Origin of the sequence: Streptomyces sp. NPDC002490, from assembly GCF_040296045.1 — a bacterium.
Lineage (GTDB): Bacteria > Actinomycetota > Actinomycetes > Streptomycetales > Streptomycetaceae > Streptomyces.
On the sequence record NZ_JBEOWM010000002.1, the window covers coordinates 51,536 to 67,126 of the forward strand.

At 75.4% G+C, this 15,591-nt stretch carries 10 protein-coding genes; 6 read left to right on the forward strand and 4 right to left on the reverse strand.

Translation table 11 applies throughout. The annotated features are described in order from the left end of the window. The first annotated feature begins 1 nt into the window (after position 1). From ABT092_RS01515 to ABT092_RS01540, 6 genes are all read left to right on the forward strand, one after another. A complete protein-coding gene (locus ABT092_RS01515; RefSeq protein ID WP_351238533.1) occupies positions 2 to 1,792 on the forward strand; it encodes a VMAP-C domain-containing protein in 1,791 nt (596 codons plus the stop codon). A gap of 37 nt (positions 1,793 to 1,829) precedes the next feature. Next, entirely contained in the window at positions 1,830 to 2,885 is a 1,056-nt protein-coding gene (locus ABT092_RS01520) for an AAA family ATPase (protein ID WP_351238535.1), read from the forward strand. Beyond that, the gene (locus tag ABT092_RS01525; RefSeq protein ID WP_351238537.1) at positions 2,875 to 5,934 is read left to right on the forward strand and encodes an SAV_2336 N-terminal domain-related protein; all 3,060 of its coding nucleotides are present in this window, start codon (positions 2,875 to 2,877) and stop codon (positions 5,932 to 5,934) included. Before ABT092_RS01520 ends, ABT092_RS01525 begins: the two co-directional genes overlap by 11 nt. A 192-nt stretch (positions 5,935 to 6,126) precedes the next feature. Continuing rightward, the gene (locus ABT092_RS01530; RefSeq protein WP_351238539.1) at positions 6,127 to 7,170 is read left to right on the forward strand and encodes a rod shape-determining protein; all 1,044 of its coding nucleotides are present in this window, start codon (positions 6,127 to 6,129) and stop codon (positions 7,168 to 7,170) included. A 58-nt stretch (positions 7,171 to 7,228) separates the two neighbouring features. Further along, positions 7,229 to 8,857 (forward strand): GAF domain-containing protein, encoded by a 1,629-nt coding sequence (locus tag ABT092_RS01535; protein WP_351238541.1) that lies wholly within the window; start codon positions 7,229 to 7,231, stop codon positions 8,855 to 8,857. Positions 8,858 to 9,017: 160 nt separating this feature from the next. Then, positions 9,018 to 9,743 (forward strand): ScbR family autoregulator-binding transcription factor, encoded by a 726-nt coding sequence (locus ABT092_RS01540; protein WP_351238543.1) that lies wholly within the window; start codon positions 9,018 to 9,020, stop codon positions 9,741 to 9,743. Positions 9,744 to 9,842: 99 nt separating this feature from the next. Here ABT092_RS01540 and ABT092_RS01545 read toward each other — a convergent pair whose 3' ends face one another. The 4 genes from ABT092_RS01545 to ABT092_RS01560 all read right to left on the reverse strand — a co-directional run bounded on the left by ABT092_RS01545 (position 9,843) and on the right by ABT092_RS01560 (position 15,516). Continuing rightward, entirely contained in the window at positions 9,843 to 11,771 is a 1,929-nt protein-coding gene (locus ABT092_RS01545) for an ABC transporter ATP-binding protein (protein ID WP_351238545.1), read from the reverse strand. Beyond that, positions 11,771 to 13,507: an ABC transporter ATP-binding protein gene (locus ABT092_RS01550; protein ID WP_351238547.1), complete on the reverse strand. Its 1,737-nt coding sequence runs from the start codon at positions 13,505 to 13,507 to the stop codon at positions 11,771 to 11,773. The genes ABT092_RS01545 and ABT092_RS01550 overlap by 1 nt, the downstream gene beginning before the upstream one ends. Before the next feature lie 167 nt (positions 13,508 to 13,674). Continuing rightward, positions 13,675 to 15,141, reverse strand: a complete 1,467-nt coding sequence (locus ABT092_RS01555; protein WP_351238549.1) for an FGGY family carbohydrate kinase — start codon at positions 15,139 to 15,141, stop codon at positions 13,675 to 13,677. A gap of 63 nt (positions 15,142 to 15,204) precedes the next feature. Further along, positions 15,205 to 15,516 (reverse strand): YtxH domain-containing protein, encoded by a 312-nt coding sequence (locus ABT092_RS01560; protein ID WP_351238551.1) that lies wholly within the window; start codon positions 15,514 to 15,516, stop codon positions 15,205 to 15,207. Between the last annotated feature and the right edge of the window lie 75 nt (positions 15,517 to 15,591).

Consider the following 15,591-nt stretch of genomic DNA (forward strand, 5'->3'; position numbering starts at 1 on the left):
CGTGGGCGCGCCGCTGCCGCGGTCCGGTCCGGGCGCCTCCACCGCGACCCGGCCCACGGCCGCCTGGCACGCCCGGGTGGATTGCGGGCGGGAGGTCGGCGCCGGGTTCCTGGTCACCGCGCGCACCGTGCTGACCTGTGCCCACGTGGTGCGGGAGCGGGCCGAGGCCCCGGTGACGGTGACCTTCCCGCAGGCCGCTGGGCTGGGGCCGATCACCGCCCGGACCGTCAGTGACAGCGGGTGGGGCGGCGGCGACCTGGACCCCGGGGACCTGGCGGTGCTGGAGTTGCCGCACGAGGTGCCGCTGGCCCCGGTCGAGTTCGCCGCGCCCGAGGAGGGCTACGAGGAGCCGCCGCCCCGGCTGCTGCTGTACGGCTTCCCGGTGCACTACGACGAGGGCGCCCTCGCGGAGTACCGGGTCGCCGCCGCCCAGCGCATCCGGGACGAGTGGGTGCAGTTGGAGGCGTGGAGCGGGCACGGCCGGCCGGTCTCCCCCGGGTTCAGCGGGGCCGCCGTCGTCCTCGCGGGCGGCGGGCGCGCGGTCGGCATGGTCACCTCGGCGGACGGCGGGTCCGGGGCGCGCGGCGCGCGGATGCTGCCGGCCGCGGTGCTCGCCCGCCACTGGCCGCCGCTCGCGGACCTGATCCCCACCCCGGGGCTGACCGGCCCGGACCGGGCCGGACTGCGGCGGCTGGTGGCCGAGGCGGAACGGTCCGGGGCGGAGTGCGTCCCGGACCGGCTCTACACCGAGTCGGTGGACCCGGTGACCGGGCCGCCGCTGCCGCCGGGCGGATTCCGGTCGCTGTGGCAGGTCCTGTGGTACCTGCTGTTCGAGGTGGCGGACCCGGCGGCGCCGGCCCGGTTCGCCGGCCGCCTCGCCGACTTCGTCGCCGAACCGGCCCTGCGGTACGCCCTGCGCCGGTGGGCCGGGTTCCCCGACGCCCCGGTGGCGCCGGCCCGTCCGGTGTCCGACTGGACCCCGATCGTGGTGGAACTCGAACGCAGCGGCTCCGGCGGACGGCGGTTCCTCGCCGAGGTGTCGACCTACCGCAACGGGCACCGCAGGCTCCTCGGTTCCCGCACCCTCGACAAACGGGCGCTGCCCCGGTACGTCACCGAACTCGTCGACGCGGCCTTCCACGAACTCCCCCACGAGGCACGCGTGCTGATCGCCTTCGTCCTGCCGCGCGGCTCCCTGAACGAACCGGTCGCGCAGTGGCCGCGCGGCCCCGACGACCCCAGCCCGCTCGGCTGTCTGTACCCGGTGGTCGTGATGGACCGGGAACGGCGGCGACAGGGCTCCCTGCAACACGCGCTGCTGCGCAAGTGGCGGCTGCTGGACGAACGCGCGGCCCGGGACGGGCCGGTCCCCGCCGACCTGGTGCGGGTGGAGTGCGGCAGCACCGAGGACCAGGGCAGGTTGACGGTGCGGCTGTTCGACGAGGGCCACGTCATGGCGTTCACCGCACCGCCCACCTCGCCCCGGATGAGGCGGCTGTTCACCGCCGGGCTGAACGGCTCGGTCCCGGTGATGCTGTGGCCGCGCACCGGCTGCGCCGGCGGCCACGGGACCGGGGAGCCGTGTCCCGGCGGGGAGTTCCTCGACCGGCTCCGCACGCACCTGGCCGACCTGCCCCCCGAGGAGATCCCGCACCGGGTGCGCGCGCTGCGCAGGGACGCGTACCTCTGCGCCGACCGCTCCGCCCACTGGGCCCGGGACCTGAGCCTGCTGTGGGAGGACCCCCGGCACTTCCCCGAGCCCCCGGGGCACGCCGCCTCGCCCGTCCGCTGACCCGCGTCCCGACCGACCACCCGAGGAGAGTCCGGTCATGTCCCAGTGGCCCGTCTACACCGGCACGGCAGCGCCGCACGACCACGTCGACGCCCTGCCCGCACCACCACCGTGGCGCGCCTTCGACGGCGGGCCCCCGCTGGAACCCCCCGCCGGGGACGAGGAGGCCGGCTCCCCCGACCTGGCGCACCGGGCCCGCACCTACCAGGCGACCCCGGAGGCCGTGGACCTCGTCAACGCCGCGCTGTTCCTGCGGCGTCCGCTGCTGGTGACCGGCCCGCCCGGCAGCGGCAAGTCCTCGCTCGCCTACGCCGTCGCCCGGGAACTGCGGCTCGGCCCGGTGCTGCGGTGGAACATCACCAGCCGCGCCACCCTCCAGGACGGCCTGTACCGCTACGACCCGCTGGCCCGGCTCCACGCGGCCCGGTCCGCCGCGGTGCGCACGGCGGCCCCCTCGTCCGAGGACCCCCCGGACGGCTCCCCCGACGCGGACGGCGACGAGGCGCTCCAGGACCACCTGCGGCTCGGCCCGCTCGGCACCGCGCTGCTCCCCTACCGCAGGCCCCGGGCCCTGCTCATCGACGAGATCGACAAGAGCGACCTCGACCTCCCCAACGACCTGCTGAACGTCCTGGAGGAGGGCCGCTACGAGATCCCCGAACTGGTCCGGGCGGCCCGGCACACCCCCCGCGCCCGGGTGATGGTCGACGGGGACGCGGAACGGGTGACCGTCCGGGGCGGTGCCGTCCGCTGCCGCTCGTTCCCCTTCGTGGTGCTGACCAGCAACGGCGAACGGGAGTTCCCGCCCGCGTTCCTGCGCCGCTGCGTCTCGCTGCGCCTGCGCCGGCCGGACGGCGACCGGCTCGAACGGATCGTCCGGGCCCACCTCGGCGCCCCCGACGACTACGCGCGCGGCCTGATCGCCACCTTCCTGGGCCGATCGGACGCGGGGGAACTGGCCACGGACCAACTGCTGAACGCCATCTACCTGACCGGGGCCGCCGGGCTGACCGGAGCCTCCCGGGACGCGCTCGCCGCCCGGCTGATGCCGTACCTGGGCAACGGGCCCGGGGCGGACGACGATGAGCGCTGAACCCGGCGGCGTCGCCCGGCTCGCCGCCGTGCTGACCGCCGCCGCCCGGGGCGCCGCCCCCACCCCCACCGAACTCGCCGAACTGCTGTGGCTCGCCCGCCACGCCCAGCCGGACCCGGTCGCCGCGCCCCCGGCCGTCCCCGACACCGCCCCGGTCCGCGCCGACGGACCCGGCGGGACGCCCCTGCCGCCCGTCGAACCAGGCGTCCCGCTGCACCTGTCGCCCGCTCCCGACCGGCCCCCCGAGCCGGCGGGGACGGCGGCCCCCGAAGCGCCCGCCCGCCCGCTGCCCGTGCCCGAGGAGCCGCCCGCCCGGGCCGCGCCGGCCCCCGTCACCCGGCTGCCGCTGCGCGCGGTCGCGCCCCCGATGCTCCCCCATCCGCTACCGCTCCAGCGGGCGTTGCGCCCCCTGGCCCGGCGGGTGGCCGCCCCGCACGGACACGAACTCGACGAGACGGCCACCGCCGAACGCATCGCCCGGTTCGCCGACGCCCCGGGGCAGTGGCTGCCGGTGCTGCGACCGGCCCGGGAACGCTGGCTGCGACTACACCTGGTGCACGACGCCGGACCGACCATGCCGGTGTGGCGCCCGCTGGTCCGCGACCTGCGCACCGCGCTCACCCGGTCCGGGGTGTTCCGCACGGTGGAGGCGTACCGGCTGGACCCGGACGGCCGGGTCGGCGGCCCGGGCCGCACCCCGGTGCCGGTGCCCGCGGACGGCCGCACCGTGACCCTGCTGGTCAGCGACTGCACCGGCCCCCCGTGGTGGTCGGGCCCGGCGGGCGAACGCTGGTACCGCACCCTGGGGCGCTGGCTGCGACGGATGCCGGTCGCGGTGCTCCAACCGCTGCCCGAGCGGTTGTGGCGGTCCACCGCACTGAGCCCGGCGGCGGGACTGCTGTCGGCGCCCACCGCCGCCGCCCCCAACACGGCGCTCGCCTTCGCCCCCTACGACCCGATCGCCCGGCCCGCCCCGTCGACGGTGCCGCTGCCGGTGCTGGAGGTGGCGCCCCGCTGGCTCGCCCACTGGTCCGCACTGGTCGCCGACCCCGGCGGCGGCCGGTTCCCCGGCGCGGTGGCCGGCGTGGCCGGCCGGCCGCTGCCCACCACCGCGGACGGCCCGCCCCGCGACGACGCGGCGGCCCTGCCCCCGGAGGAACTCGTCGCCCGGTTCCGGGCCACCGCCTCGGCCCAGGCGTTCCGACTCGCCGGCCACCTGGCGCTCGGCACCCCCCGACTGCCGGTCATGCGGCTGGTGCACGCCGCCCTGGAAGCCGACCCGCAGCCCCAGCACCTGGCCGAGGTCATCCTCAGCGGCATGCTCAGCGGTGACGGCGCCCCCGTCGACGGCTACGCCTTCCGGCCCGGGGTGCGCGAGGTGCTGGCCCGTTCGCTGCCCCGCTCCGGCCGACTGCGGACCCGGGCCCTGCTCGCCCGGGTCGGCGCACTGATCGACGACCGCGCGGGCACCGCACCGGGCGGGGTGAGCGCCGAGGCGCGGCTGCCCGGGCCGCCCGGGACCGGAGCCGCGGACGCCTCCGGGACGGGGCCGGTCACCGTGGTGGGCCCGGACACCCTGCGGTACGCCCCCCACCCGGACGGCCCGCCGTTCCGCGCCGGGGTGACCGTGGGCGACCGCTACCGACTGCGCCACCCGCTGCGCCCCGGCGGCGGCGCCCTGTGGCGGGCGCACGACCGGCGGACCGGCCAGGACGTGGTGGTCCAGCCCTGCGCCGCCGGTGACCGCCAGGAGTTCGAGCGGACCGTCCGCTCGCTCGGCGAACTGTGGCACCCGAGCATCGTGCGGGTGCTCGACTCCGGCACCCACGGCACCGTCCCGTACGCCGTGCTGGAACACCTCGACGGGCTGGCGCTGGACGTGCTCGCGGCCCCCAGTGGATTCCTGCTGCCCTCCCGGCTGACCACCTCGGTCGCCCGCGGCCTCGCCAGCGCCCTGACCCAGCTGGGCGAACGGGACCTGGTGCACGGGGCGATCGGCCCGCACTGCGTCGTGGTGCTGCCCGACGGCACCCCCAAACTGACCGGCTTCGCGCTCGGCACCGCCTCCGGCGGGGACCGGCGCGCCGAGGACCTGCGCCGGTTCGCCGCCCTGCTGGCCCTGCTGATGTCCCCGGACGGCGGCCCCGAGCCCCGCGCGGAGCTCCTCACCCGGCTCCCCCCGGACGTGCGGGTGCTGACCGCCGGTGCGCTGGCGGCCCTGCGGGACGGCCCGCGGGCCGAACGCCACGCGGTCCTCGCCTGGCTGGGCGGACTGCGCTCCTACCGCCTGCGGCCCTCGTCCGAGCAGTACTTCCAGTACCGCGCGATGGGGCCGGTGCGGGTCGGGCGGACCGATCTGCCCTGGTGGGCCGCGTGGCCCGACGCGCCCCCGCCGGACCCCCTGGACCTCGGCCCGCCGGAGCGGACCGCGCTGCTGTGCGCGCTGCTGCTGCGCCCCGGCCGCCCGGTCGGCCACGCCGAACTCTCCGCGGGCCTGTGGCGGCCCGGGGAGGGCCCCCCGGACCCGCGCGGGCGGCTCGCCGCGCACGCCGCCGGACTGCGCCGGGCGCTCGGGCCCGGTCGGCTCGCCGTGCTGCCCGACGGGTACGCGCTGCACACCAGCGCCGACCGGGCCGACGTGCACGAGTTCGAACGGCTGGCGGCGAAGGCGGAACGGCTGCGGGCCGATTCCGCGGGCGCCCACGAGGCCGCCCGCGCCGCGCTCGCCCTCTGGTCCGGCACACCCCTGGCGGGGGTGCCCGGTCCGGCCGCCGAGGCAGCCCGGGACCGGCTGGGCGTGCTGCGACTGCGGCTGTGGGAGATACGCTCCGAGACCGACCTGGAGCAGGGCCGGTTCACCGTCGCCGTGGACGAACTGTCCGGGCTGGTGGCGGAGCACCCCCGGCACGTGGGCTTCCGCCGGCTGCACCTGACCGCCCTGGACCGGGCCGGCCGCACCGCCGAGGCCCGGCAGGCGTACCGGGACCTGCTCGCCGCGGGCGGCCGGCCCGACGAGGAGCTGACCGAGCGCTACCGGGGACCGGACTGACCCCGGGGGGTGCGTAGCACCACCGGTCCGGGCCGCCGCGCACCGGCGCGGCGGCACCCGCCGCCGCCACCCGTCCGGCGGCCCCCCGCGCGGCCCAGCCCGCCGAGCGCCGTCCCCCGGCCGCACCCACGATCGGAGGGAGGACCGCCGTGCGGGCCCCGCCGGACGGCCCGCGGACTCGGGAGGAACACGATGAACGCCCACGTCAGCCTGGACCAGTTGCGCCGGTGCCACATCGCGGTGGACCTGGGGGCCGCCCGGACCCGGGTGTTCGTCAAGGGCGTGGGCCTGGCCGTCGACCAGCCGAGCGCGGCGGCCGTCAACACCCGTACCGGCTCGCTGATCGCGGTCGGGGAGTTCGCCGAGCGGATGACCGGCCGCACCCCCGGCTACATCCGGGTGGTCCGCCCCGTGTCGGGCGGCTCGGTGGTGGACGTCGAGATGGCCCAGCGGATGCTGCGGCACCTGCTCGGCGAGAAGCTGCGCCGCGCGCTGCGCCGCAAGCCGTGGCTGCGGGCCGCCGCCTGCACCCCGCACGAGGCCGACCCGCTGGCACAACGGGCCGCGGTGGAGACGCTGGTGGGGCTCGGGGCCCGCCGGGTGGAGCTGGTGGACACCCTGGTCGCCGCCGCGGTGGGGTGCGGGCTGCCGGTGGAGCGGGCCGAGGCGACGATGATCCTGGTGTGCGGTGCCGCCACCACCCAGGTCGCCGTGTTGTCGCTGGGGTCGATTGTGACCGCGGAACGGATCAAGGTCGGCGGCGAGGCCATCGACCACGCCATCGTGCAGCACCTGCGCCACCGGCACGAGCTGATGCTGCCCTCCCAGTCGGTGCGCCCCCTGCAACTCGCCCTGTCGGGCAACGGGTTGACCCCGGACGGCCCCACCTCCACCGAGATCCACGGCCGGGACGTGGCGACCGGGCTGGCCCGCTCGGTGCAGGTGGACACCGCGGCCGTGCGGGAGGCCATCCACACCCCGCTCACGGCGGTGCTCGACGGCATCGGCAAGGTGCTGCGGGACTGCCCGCCGGACCTGGTGGCCGACCTCGCGGACCGGGGCGTCACGATGGTCGGCGGGAGCGCCCTGCTGCCGGGCCTCGACCAGATGCTGCGGGACGCCACCGGGATGCCGGTGACCATCGCCGAACGCCCCGACGTGTGCGCGATCCTCGGTCTGGGCGCGATGCTGGAGGGCAGGGTCCGGCCGATGGTGCTCGATCCGCTGTCGGCCTGATCCGTCCGCCCCCGCGGTCGGGTGCCGACCACGGCCCCGGAGTTGGCATGCTGGACGGGTGAGCGAAGACGACCGTGCGGCGACGCACCCACCACGGCTACCGCCGCTGCTGGACGCGGTGTTGGAGATCGGCACCGATCTCGACCTGTCGACCACCCTGCAACGCGTGGTCACCCGCGCCGCCGAGTTGACCGACGCCCGCTACGGGGCGCTGGGCGTCCTGGACCTGACGGGCGGGCCGGGGCCCCGTCTCACCGAGCTGTACACCACGGGGCTCTCCGCCGGACGGCGGGCCCGCCTGGGGCGGTTGCCGGACGGCCACACCGGGCTGATCGGGACGGTCATCGACGACCCCCGGCCGCTGCGGATAGCCGACCTCACCGCCGACCCCCGGGCGCACGGCCTGCCGCCCGGGCACCCGCCGATGCGCTCCTTCCTCGGGGTGCCGATCCACGTCGGCCACGAGGTCTTCGGCAACCTGTACCTCACCGAGAAGCGGACCGGGGCCTTCACTGAGGAGGACACCCAACTGCTGCGGGTGCTCGCCGCCCAGGCGGGCATCGCCATCGGCAACGCCCGGCTGTACGAGACGGCCCGCCAGCGCGAACGCTGGATCGAGGGCGCCGCGGCCGTGACCACCGCCCTCCTCGCCGGCGGCACCGCGGCCCACGCCCTGGAGACGGTCGCCGAGCGCGCCCGGGTGCTGGCCGGCGCGGCGGCCGGGGTGATCCTCCAACAGGGCCCGGACGGCGGGCTGGAGGTGGTGGCGGCGGCCGGCCCGCCCGGGCTGGTGGGGCCCGCCGGGATGGAGGTCCTCGCGGGCGCCGCGGTGCCGGCGGACAGTCCGGTCCTCGGCCGGCTGCTCGCCGGGGAGTCGGTGTGCGTGCCCGACCCGGTCGGGGATCCGCACGGCGGTCCGGCTGCGGCGCACTTCGGGCCGGTGATGCTGCTGCCCCTCACCTCGGGCGGGCGGCCGATCGGCACCCTGGCGCTGCCCCGGCACCGGGGCGCCCGCCCCTACACCCCCGCGGAACGGCTGATGGCCTCCCAGTTCGCGGCGCACGCGGCCCTGGCGCTGGTCCTGGCGGACGCGCAGGCGCGACGGGAACGGCTCGCCGTGTACGAGGACCGCGACCGGATCGCCCGGGACCTGCACGACCTGGTGGTGCAGCGGCTGTTCGCGACCGGGCTGATGTTGGAGTCCACCCAGCGGCGCGCGGAGCGCTCCTCCCGGGAGGGCGGGTCCGGCGATCCGCCGGAGGTGCACGGCCGGTTGGCGCGGGCGGTCGACGAACTCGACGCCACCGTGCAGGAGGTGCGGACCGCGATCGTCGCCCTCCAGCAGCCGCCGACCGACGCCCCGGCGACCCTGCGCGGCAGGGTGCTGCGGGAGACCGGGCACGCGGCGGCGGTCTGCGGCTTCGCGCCCTCGGTGCGGTTCGTGGGTCCGGTCGACGCCCTGGTGGGCGATCCGGTGGCGGGGCACCTGGTGGCCGCGCTGCGCCGGGCGCTCGGCGCGGCGACCGCCCGGGCGGGGGTGAGTCGGATAGCGGTCACCGTCGACGCCGCGGTGCACCTGGCGGACGGGCGCCCCGGGGTCCGGTTGACCGTCGACGACGGAGCGCCGACGGCCTCGGACGGCCGCGTTCCGGGGACGACCCCGGTGACCTGGCACTCTCCGCTGTGAGGCGGCGTCCGGGCGGCGCGAGGCGGCGCGCCGACGATGAGGGACCGATGAGGGGTCTCTCATTGCCCTCGACAACAGATGGGCTGTCCGGTTTTCTGTCCGTGTCGGCGTGGCCGAAGGCGGCGCACACGCCCTGACGGGGAAGCAGGAACCTGACTCCATGGCACGACAGGCACGGGCGATCCAGACGCGCGAGTCCATTCTGCTGGCGGCAGCGGCCGTCTTCGACGAACGTGGGTACAGTTCAGCGACGATCACCGAGATCCTGCAACGGGCCGGGGTCACCAAGGGTGCGCTGTACTTCCACTTCGCGTCGAAGGAGGAGCTCGCGCTGGGCGTGGTATCGGCCCAACTCGACCTCAACGAACTGCCTCCGCAGCGCACCAAGCTCCAGGAACTCGTGGACCACGGGCTGCTGTTCGCCCACCGGTTGCTGCACGATCCGCTGACCCGGGCCAGCATGGGGCTGGCGATGGACCAGCGGCGGGAGGCGACGGTGGACCCGGCGCCGCTGCGGGGCACCCCGTACCAGGCGTGGATCGACCGCATCGGCCTGGTGTTGAGGGAGGCCGAGGCGCGCGGCGAGTTGCTGCCGCACGTGGTGCCCGAGGACACGGCCGAGCTGATGGCCGGGGCGTTCTCCGGCATCCAGGGCATGTCGCACGTGCTGTGCGAGCGGGCCGATCTCACCCGCCGGGTCATCGTGCTCCTCCAGCACGTGCTGCCGAGCATCGCGGTGCCGGCGCTGCTGTCGACCCTGGACCTGGCCCCCGATCGGGCGGAGCGGCTGCTGACCGTGCTGCCGGTGCCCCTCCCCGACGGCACCGTGACCGGTGTCGAGGGCGTGCCGAGCCCGCGGCGCAAGGTCCCCGTCGCCGCGGGCTGAGCGGTCCGGCCCGCCGGTGCGGGCCGGACCGCTCAGCGCCGGACGACGGTGGCCCGTCCGCCCCCTCGCGCCCGCCCCCGGGGGCGGGACGCGGCGGGGTCAGTCGACCTCCGCGACGGCCTGGGCGAACTGCGCGGCGTACAGCCGGGCGTAGGCGCCCCGGGTGAGCAACAGCTTCTCGTGGGTGCCCTGTTCGACGATGGCGCCGTCCTCCATCACCAGGATGGTGTCCGCGTCCCGGATCGTGGAGAGCCGGTGGGCGATGACGAACGAGGTGCGGTCCCGGGAGAGGCGGGCCATCGCCTTCTGGATCAGGACCTCGGTACGGGTGTCCACCGAGCTGGTCGCCTCGTCGAGGACGAGGATCACCGGCTCGGACAGGAACGCCCGGGCGATGGTGATGAGTTGCTTCTCGCCCGCGCTGACCCCGGTGCCCTCGTCGTCGATGACGGTGTCGTAGCCCTCGGGCAGGGTGCGGATGAACCGGTCGGCGTGGGCGGCCTTGGCCGCCTCCTCGATCTCCTCCCGGGTCACCTCCCGGGACGCCCCGTAGGCGATGTTGTCGGCGATGGTGCCGCCGAACAGCCAGGTGTCCTGGAGGACCATGCCGATCCCGGCGCGGAGCTCGTCGCGGGACATCCGGGCGATGTCGACCCCGTCGACGGTGATGCGCCCGCCGGTGACCTCGTAGAACCGCATCAGCAGGTTGACGAGCGTGGTCTTGCCGGCGCCGGTCGGACCGACGATGGCGACCGTCTGGCCCGGCTCCACGGTGAGCGACAGGTCCTCGATGAGCGGCTTGTCCTCGCTGTAGCGGAACGACACGTGCTCCAGGGCGACCCGCCCGGTGCTCCGTTCGGGGCGTTCGGGCCGCTCCGGGTCGGGGGTCTGCTCGGGGGCGTCGAGGAGTTCGAAGACCCGCTCGGCGGAGGCCACCCCGGACTGGACCAGGTTGGCCATGGACGCCACCTGGGTGAGCGGCATGGAGAACTGCCGGGAGTACTGGACGAACGCCTGCACGTCCCCGATGGACAACGCCCCGGAGGCGACCCGCAGCCCGCCGACGACCGCGACGAGGACGTAGTTGAGGTTGGACACGAAGAACATCAGCGGCTGCATCAGCCCGCTGGTGAACTGGGCGCGGAACCCCGCCCGGTAGAGGGCCTCGTTCTCCTCGGCGAACTTCCGGGCGGACTCCTCCTGCCGGCCGAAGACCTTGACCAGTCCGTGCCCGGTGTACATCTCCTCCACGTGGGCGCTCAGGGTCCCGGTGGCCCGCCACTGCTGGACGAACTGGGGCTGGGAGCGCTTGCCGACCCGCGTGGCGATCAGGAACGACAGCGGGACGGTGACCAGCGCCACCAGGGCGAGCAGCGGCGAGATCCAGAACATCATGATCAGCACGCCGATGATGGTCAGCAGCGAGTTGACGAGCTGCCCCAGGCTCTGCTGGAGGGTCTGGCCGATGTTGTCGAGGTCGTTGGTGGCCCGGCTCAGCACCTCGCCGCGCTGGCGCCGGTCGAAGTACGACAGCGGCAGCCGGGCGAGCTTCAGCTGCACGTCGCGGCGCATCCGGCCGACCGTGCGGTTGATGGCCCGGTTGCCGAGGCGGGTGGCGACCAGCATCAGCAGGCCGCCGACGACGAAGGTGGCGAGCGCGAAGCCGAGCACGGTGCCCACGGCCCCGAAGTCGATGCCCTCGCCGGGGGTGAAGTCCACCGTGGAGAGCACGTCGGCGATGCCGCCCTGGCCGTCGTCCCGCAGCCGGGCGAGGGCCTCCTCCTTGCTCTGGCCGGCGGGCATCCGCTCGCCCACCGCCCCGGCGAAGATCAGGTCCGTCGCGATGCCGAGGATCTTCGGCCCCAGCACCGACACGGCGACGCTGATCACGGCGCAGCCCACCATCGCGTACAGGGTCAGTCGTTCGGGTCCGAAGCGGCCCAGCAGGCGCTTGCCGGAGCCCTTGAAGTCCATGGAGTGGTGGTCGGGTCCGCCACCGGCCATCATCCGTCCCGCGGGCCCCGCCATCAGGCCGCCTCCGCTTCCGTGAGCTGGGAGAGCACGATCTCCCGGTAGGTCTCGTTGTCCCGCATCAGGTCGTCGTGGCGTCCCACCCCGACGACGTGTCCCTCGTCGAGGACGAGGATCCGGTCGGCGTCCCGGATGGTGGCCACCCGCTGCGCCACGATCACGACGGTGGCGTTCGCGGTCTCCTCGGCGAGCGCGGCCCGCAGCGCTGCGTCGGTGGCGTAGTCGAGGGCGGAGAACGAGTCGTCGAAGAGGTAGATCTCGGGCCGCTGGACCAGGGTGCGGGCGATGGCGAGCCGCTGGCGCTGGCCGCCGGAGACGTTGGTGCCGCCCTGGGAGATCGGCGCGTCCAGGCCGCCGTCGAGCTGGGACTCGACGAAGCCGCGGGCCTGGGCGACGTCCAAGGCGTGCCACAGCTCCTCGTCGGTGGCGTCCGGGTTGCCGTAGCGCAGGTTGGTGGCGACGGTCCCGGCGAACAGGTACGGCTTCTGCGGCACCAGGCCGACGGTGCGGGCCAGCAGCTTGGGGTCGAGGTCGCGCACGTCCACCCCGTCGACCAGGACGGCGCCCTCGGTGACGTCGAACAGCCGGGGCACCAGCCCCAGCAGGGTGGTCTTGCCGCTGCCGGTGGACCCGATCACGGCGGTGGTCTCGCCCGGTCGGGCCACCAGGTCGATGCCCTTGAGGACGGGCTCCTCGGCGCCCGGGTAGCGGAAGCCGGCCTCCCGCAGCTCCAGGTGGCCGTGGGAGCGCAGCTCGCGGACGGCGGCGGCCGGCGGGACCACGCTGGACTCGGTGCCCAGGACCTCCTGGATGCGCTCGGCGCACACCTCGGCGCGCGGCACCATCATGAACATGTAGGTGGCCATCATGACCGACATGACGATCTGCATCAGATAGGCGAGGAACGCCGTCAGGGCGCCGATCTCCATGTCCCCGCTCTCGATGCGCTGCGCCCCGAACCAAACGACGGCGACCGAGGAGACGTTCACCACCGTCATCACCAGCGGGAACATGAACGCGAGGATCCGGCCGGTGCCCAGGGAGATCGCGGTCAGCTCGTCGTTGGCGACCCGGAACCGTCCCTGCTCGTAGCCGTCGCGGACGAACGCCCGGATCACCCGGTTGCCGGTGATCTGCTCGCGCAGCAGCCGGTTCACGGTGTCCAGGCGCACCTGCATGGACCGGAACAGGGGCCGCAGCTTGACCACGATCATCGTCACGCTGATGCCGAGGACGGGGACCACGGCGACCAGCACCGTGGAGAGCGTCACGTCCTGGCCGAGCGCCATCACGATCGCACCGACGCACATGATCGGCGCGGAGACCATCAGGGTGAACGCCATCAGCACCAGCATCTGCACCTGCTGGACGTCGTTCGTGGTCCGGGTGATCAACGTCGGCGCCCCGAAGTGACCGACCTCCCGCGCGGAGAAGGACTGCACCTGGTCGAAGACGGCGCCCCGCACGTCACGCCCCAGGGCGGACGCGGTGCGGGCACCGAGGTAGACGGCGCCTATGTTGCAGACGACCTGCACCAGGGTGACGGCGATCATCAATCCGCCGAAGCTCATGATGAAACCGGTGTCGCCCCGCACCACGCCCTTGTCGATGATGTCGGCGTTCATCGTGGGCAGGTACAGGGAGGCGCAGGTCTGGAGGAACTGGAGCGCCACGAGGGCGGCGATGGGTTTGCGGTACGGGCCCAGGTGGGCCCTCAACAGTCGTATGAGCACGCGCGGGTCTCGCTCACTGGGAGGCGGTAGGGGCGGGGGCGGCCGGTGGCCGGGTCCGCCGGTCGGCACATCTCACCCCATCGTCCACCCACCACCCCCCGTTACCCCAGCGGATTAAGCCAACAGCGGGTTCCGGGCGCCCCAGGACCCCCGGGGACGGGGACGGATCAGCCGCCGAACGCCCCGGGATGGATCTGCTCCCGCACCGCCGCGTACTGCTGTCGCACGGCCTGCCCCACGGCCAGCTCCTCGCCCGGCTCGTGGACCTGACCGGTCGCCCCGGACCAGGCGGGCGGGGTGTGCGGGTCCAGCGTGCCGCGGGAGACGCCCAAGGCCCACGCGGCCTGGCGCGCCGCGCCCAGCGCCGCGTACTCGGCGGGGTGCGGCACCACGATCTGCGCGCCGAACAGCGAGGGCGCGGCGGCCTGGACGGCGGGCAGGTCGGCGGCGGCACCCAGCAGGAACACCCGGCGCACCTCCACCCCGCGACCGCGCAGCACGTCGAGGGCGTCGGCGAGCCCGCTCAGCATCCCCTCGACCGCGGCCCGGGCCAGGTGCTCGGGCTTCATCGCCTCCCGGCGCAGCCCGGCGAGGGTGCCGGCGGTGTGCGGCAGGTGCGGGGTCCGCTCCCCCTCCAGATAGGGCAGCAGCACCAGTCCGTGCGCGCCCGGCGTGGACTTCAGGGCCAGGTCGGACAGCGATTCCAGGTCGGGCAGGCCGAGCATCTCGGCGGTGCCGCGCAGCGCGCGGACCGCGTTCAGGGTGTGCACCACCGGCAGGTGCATGCCGGTGGCGTCGGCGAGGGAGGTGATCATGCCGCTGGGGTCGACCAGGGCCTCCCGGTGCACGGCCATCACCGAGCCGGAGGCGCCGAGCGACACCACGGCGTCGCCCAGGCCGATGCCGAGGCCGAAGGCGGCGGCCATGGTGGACCCGGTCCCCGCGGAGATCAGCAGGCCCTCCGGGGTGGTGCCGGCGGCCTCGGCGGGCCCCAGCACCTCGGGCAGTTCGGCGTGTCGGCCGAGCGCCAACTCCACCAGGTCCGGCCGGTAGGCACCGGTCGCGGCCGACCAGTACCCGGTGCCGGAGGCGCCGCCCCGGTCGGTGGTGCGGCGCAGCGGGCGGCCGAGGAGCTGCCAGACCAGCCAGTCGTGGGCCTGGAGCACCAGGGCCACCCGCTGGGCGGCCTCGGGCTCCTGGGCGGCGAGCCACCGGAGCTTGCTGACCGGGTTCGCGGGCTGCGGGACGCACCCGACCGTCCGGGCCCACGCCTCGCGCCCGCCGAAGGCGTCGACGAGGTCGGCGGCGGCGATCTGGGTGCGGCGGTCGGCGCCGACCAGGGCGGGGCGCACGGTGGCGCCCTGCTGGTCGAGCGGCACCAGCGCGTTCTGCTGGGCGGAGACCCCGATGGCCTCGACGCCTTCGAGGACCCCGCCGCCCGCGGCCTCCCCGAGGGAGAGCAACCACGCCTGCGGGTCCACGTCGCTGGGGCGTCCGCCCTCCCCCGCTCCCCCGTGCGCCCCCTCCAGCGGGTGGGAGGCGTATCCCTGCCTGATCACGGCACCCGTGTCGGTGTCACAGACCACGATGCGCGTGGAGTCGGGCGTGCTGTCCAGACCGGCGACTATCCCCATGCGGGAATTCTGCACCACGTTCGGGTGTGTGCCGCACCACACCCCGGGCGGAGTCCGGCGGGCTCAGGTGTTGCTGGTGCCCCAGCCGTCGTCGGACGCCTCGGGACCGCCGCGGCCCCGCTCGCGCAGCGCCCTGACCCGGTCGGCGACCGCGTCCGGCACCCGGCCCTGGGCGCGCTCGGACACCGAGTGCAGCGCCTTGCCCGCCACCTCCCGACCCTGCTGCGCGGCGGACTCGGCGGCGTTGCGGACCGCGGGGTTCTCGGCGAACTGCCGGACGGACTTCTTCAACTGCTCGTACCGCTCCCGTCCGGCCCTGGTACCCAGGACGTATCCGAGGGCCAGCCCGGCGACGAATGTGAGCCGGTAGCGCATGGAGCCACCCTTCCCTTGCGTCGGTGTGGATCGCGGGGCACCGATTGGCGGAGCACCCCCCTGCTTGCGCTAATG

Bases quoted from the DNA above. Each gene is read 5' to 3' on its own strand.
- ABT092_RS01520 (WP_351238535.1), top strand. From the start codon at position 1,830: ATGTCCCAGTGGCCCGTCTACACCGGCACGGCAGCGCCGCACGACCAC.
- ABT092_RS01525 (WP_351238537.1), top strand. From the start codon at position 2,875: ATGAGCGCTGAACCCGGCGGCGTCGCCCGGCTCGCCGCCGTGCTGACC.
- ABT092_RS01530 (WP_351238539.1), top strand. From the start codon at position 6,127: ATGAACGCCCACGTCAGCCTGGACCAGTTGCGCCGGTGCCACATCGCG.
- ABT092_RS01540 (WP_351238543.1), top strand. From the start codon at position 9,018: ATGGCACGACAGGCACGGGCGATCCAGACGCGCGAGTCCATTCTGCTG.
- ABT092_RS01545 (WP_351238545.1), bottom strand. From the start codon at position 11,771: ATGGCGGGGCCCGCGGGACGGATGATGGCCGGTGGCGGACCCGACCAC.
- ABT092_RS01555 (WP_351238549.1), bottom strand. From the start codon at position 15,141: ATGGGGATAGTCGCCGGTCTGGACAGCACGCCCGACTCCACGCGCATC.
- ABT092_RS01560 (WP_351238551.1), bottom strand. From the start codon at position 15,516: ATGCGCTACCGGCTCACATTCGTCGCCGGGCTGGCCCTCGGATACGTC.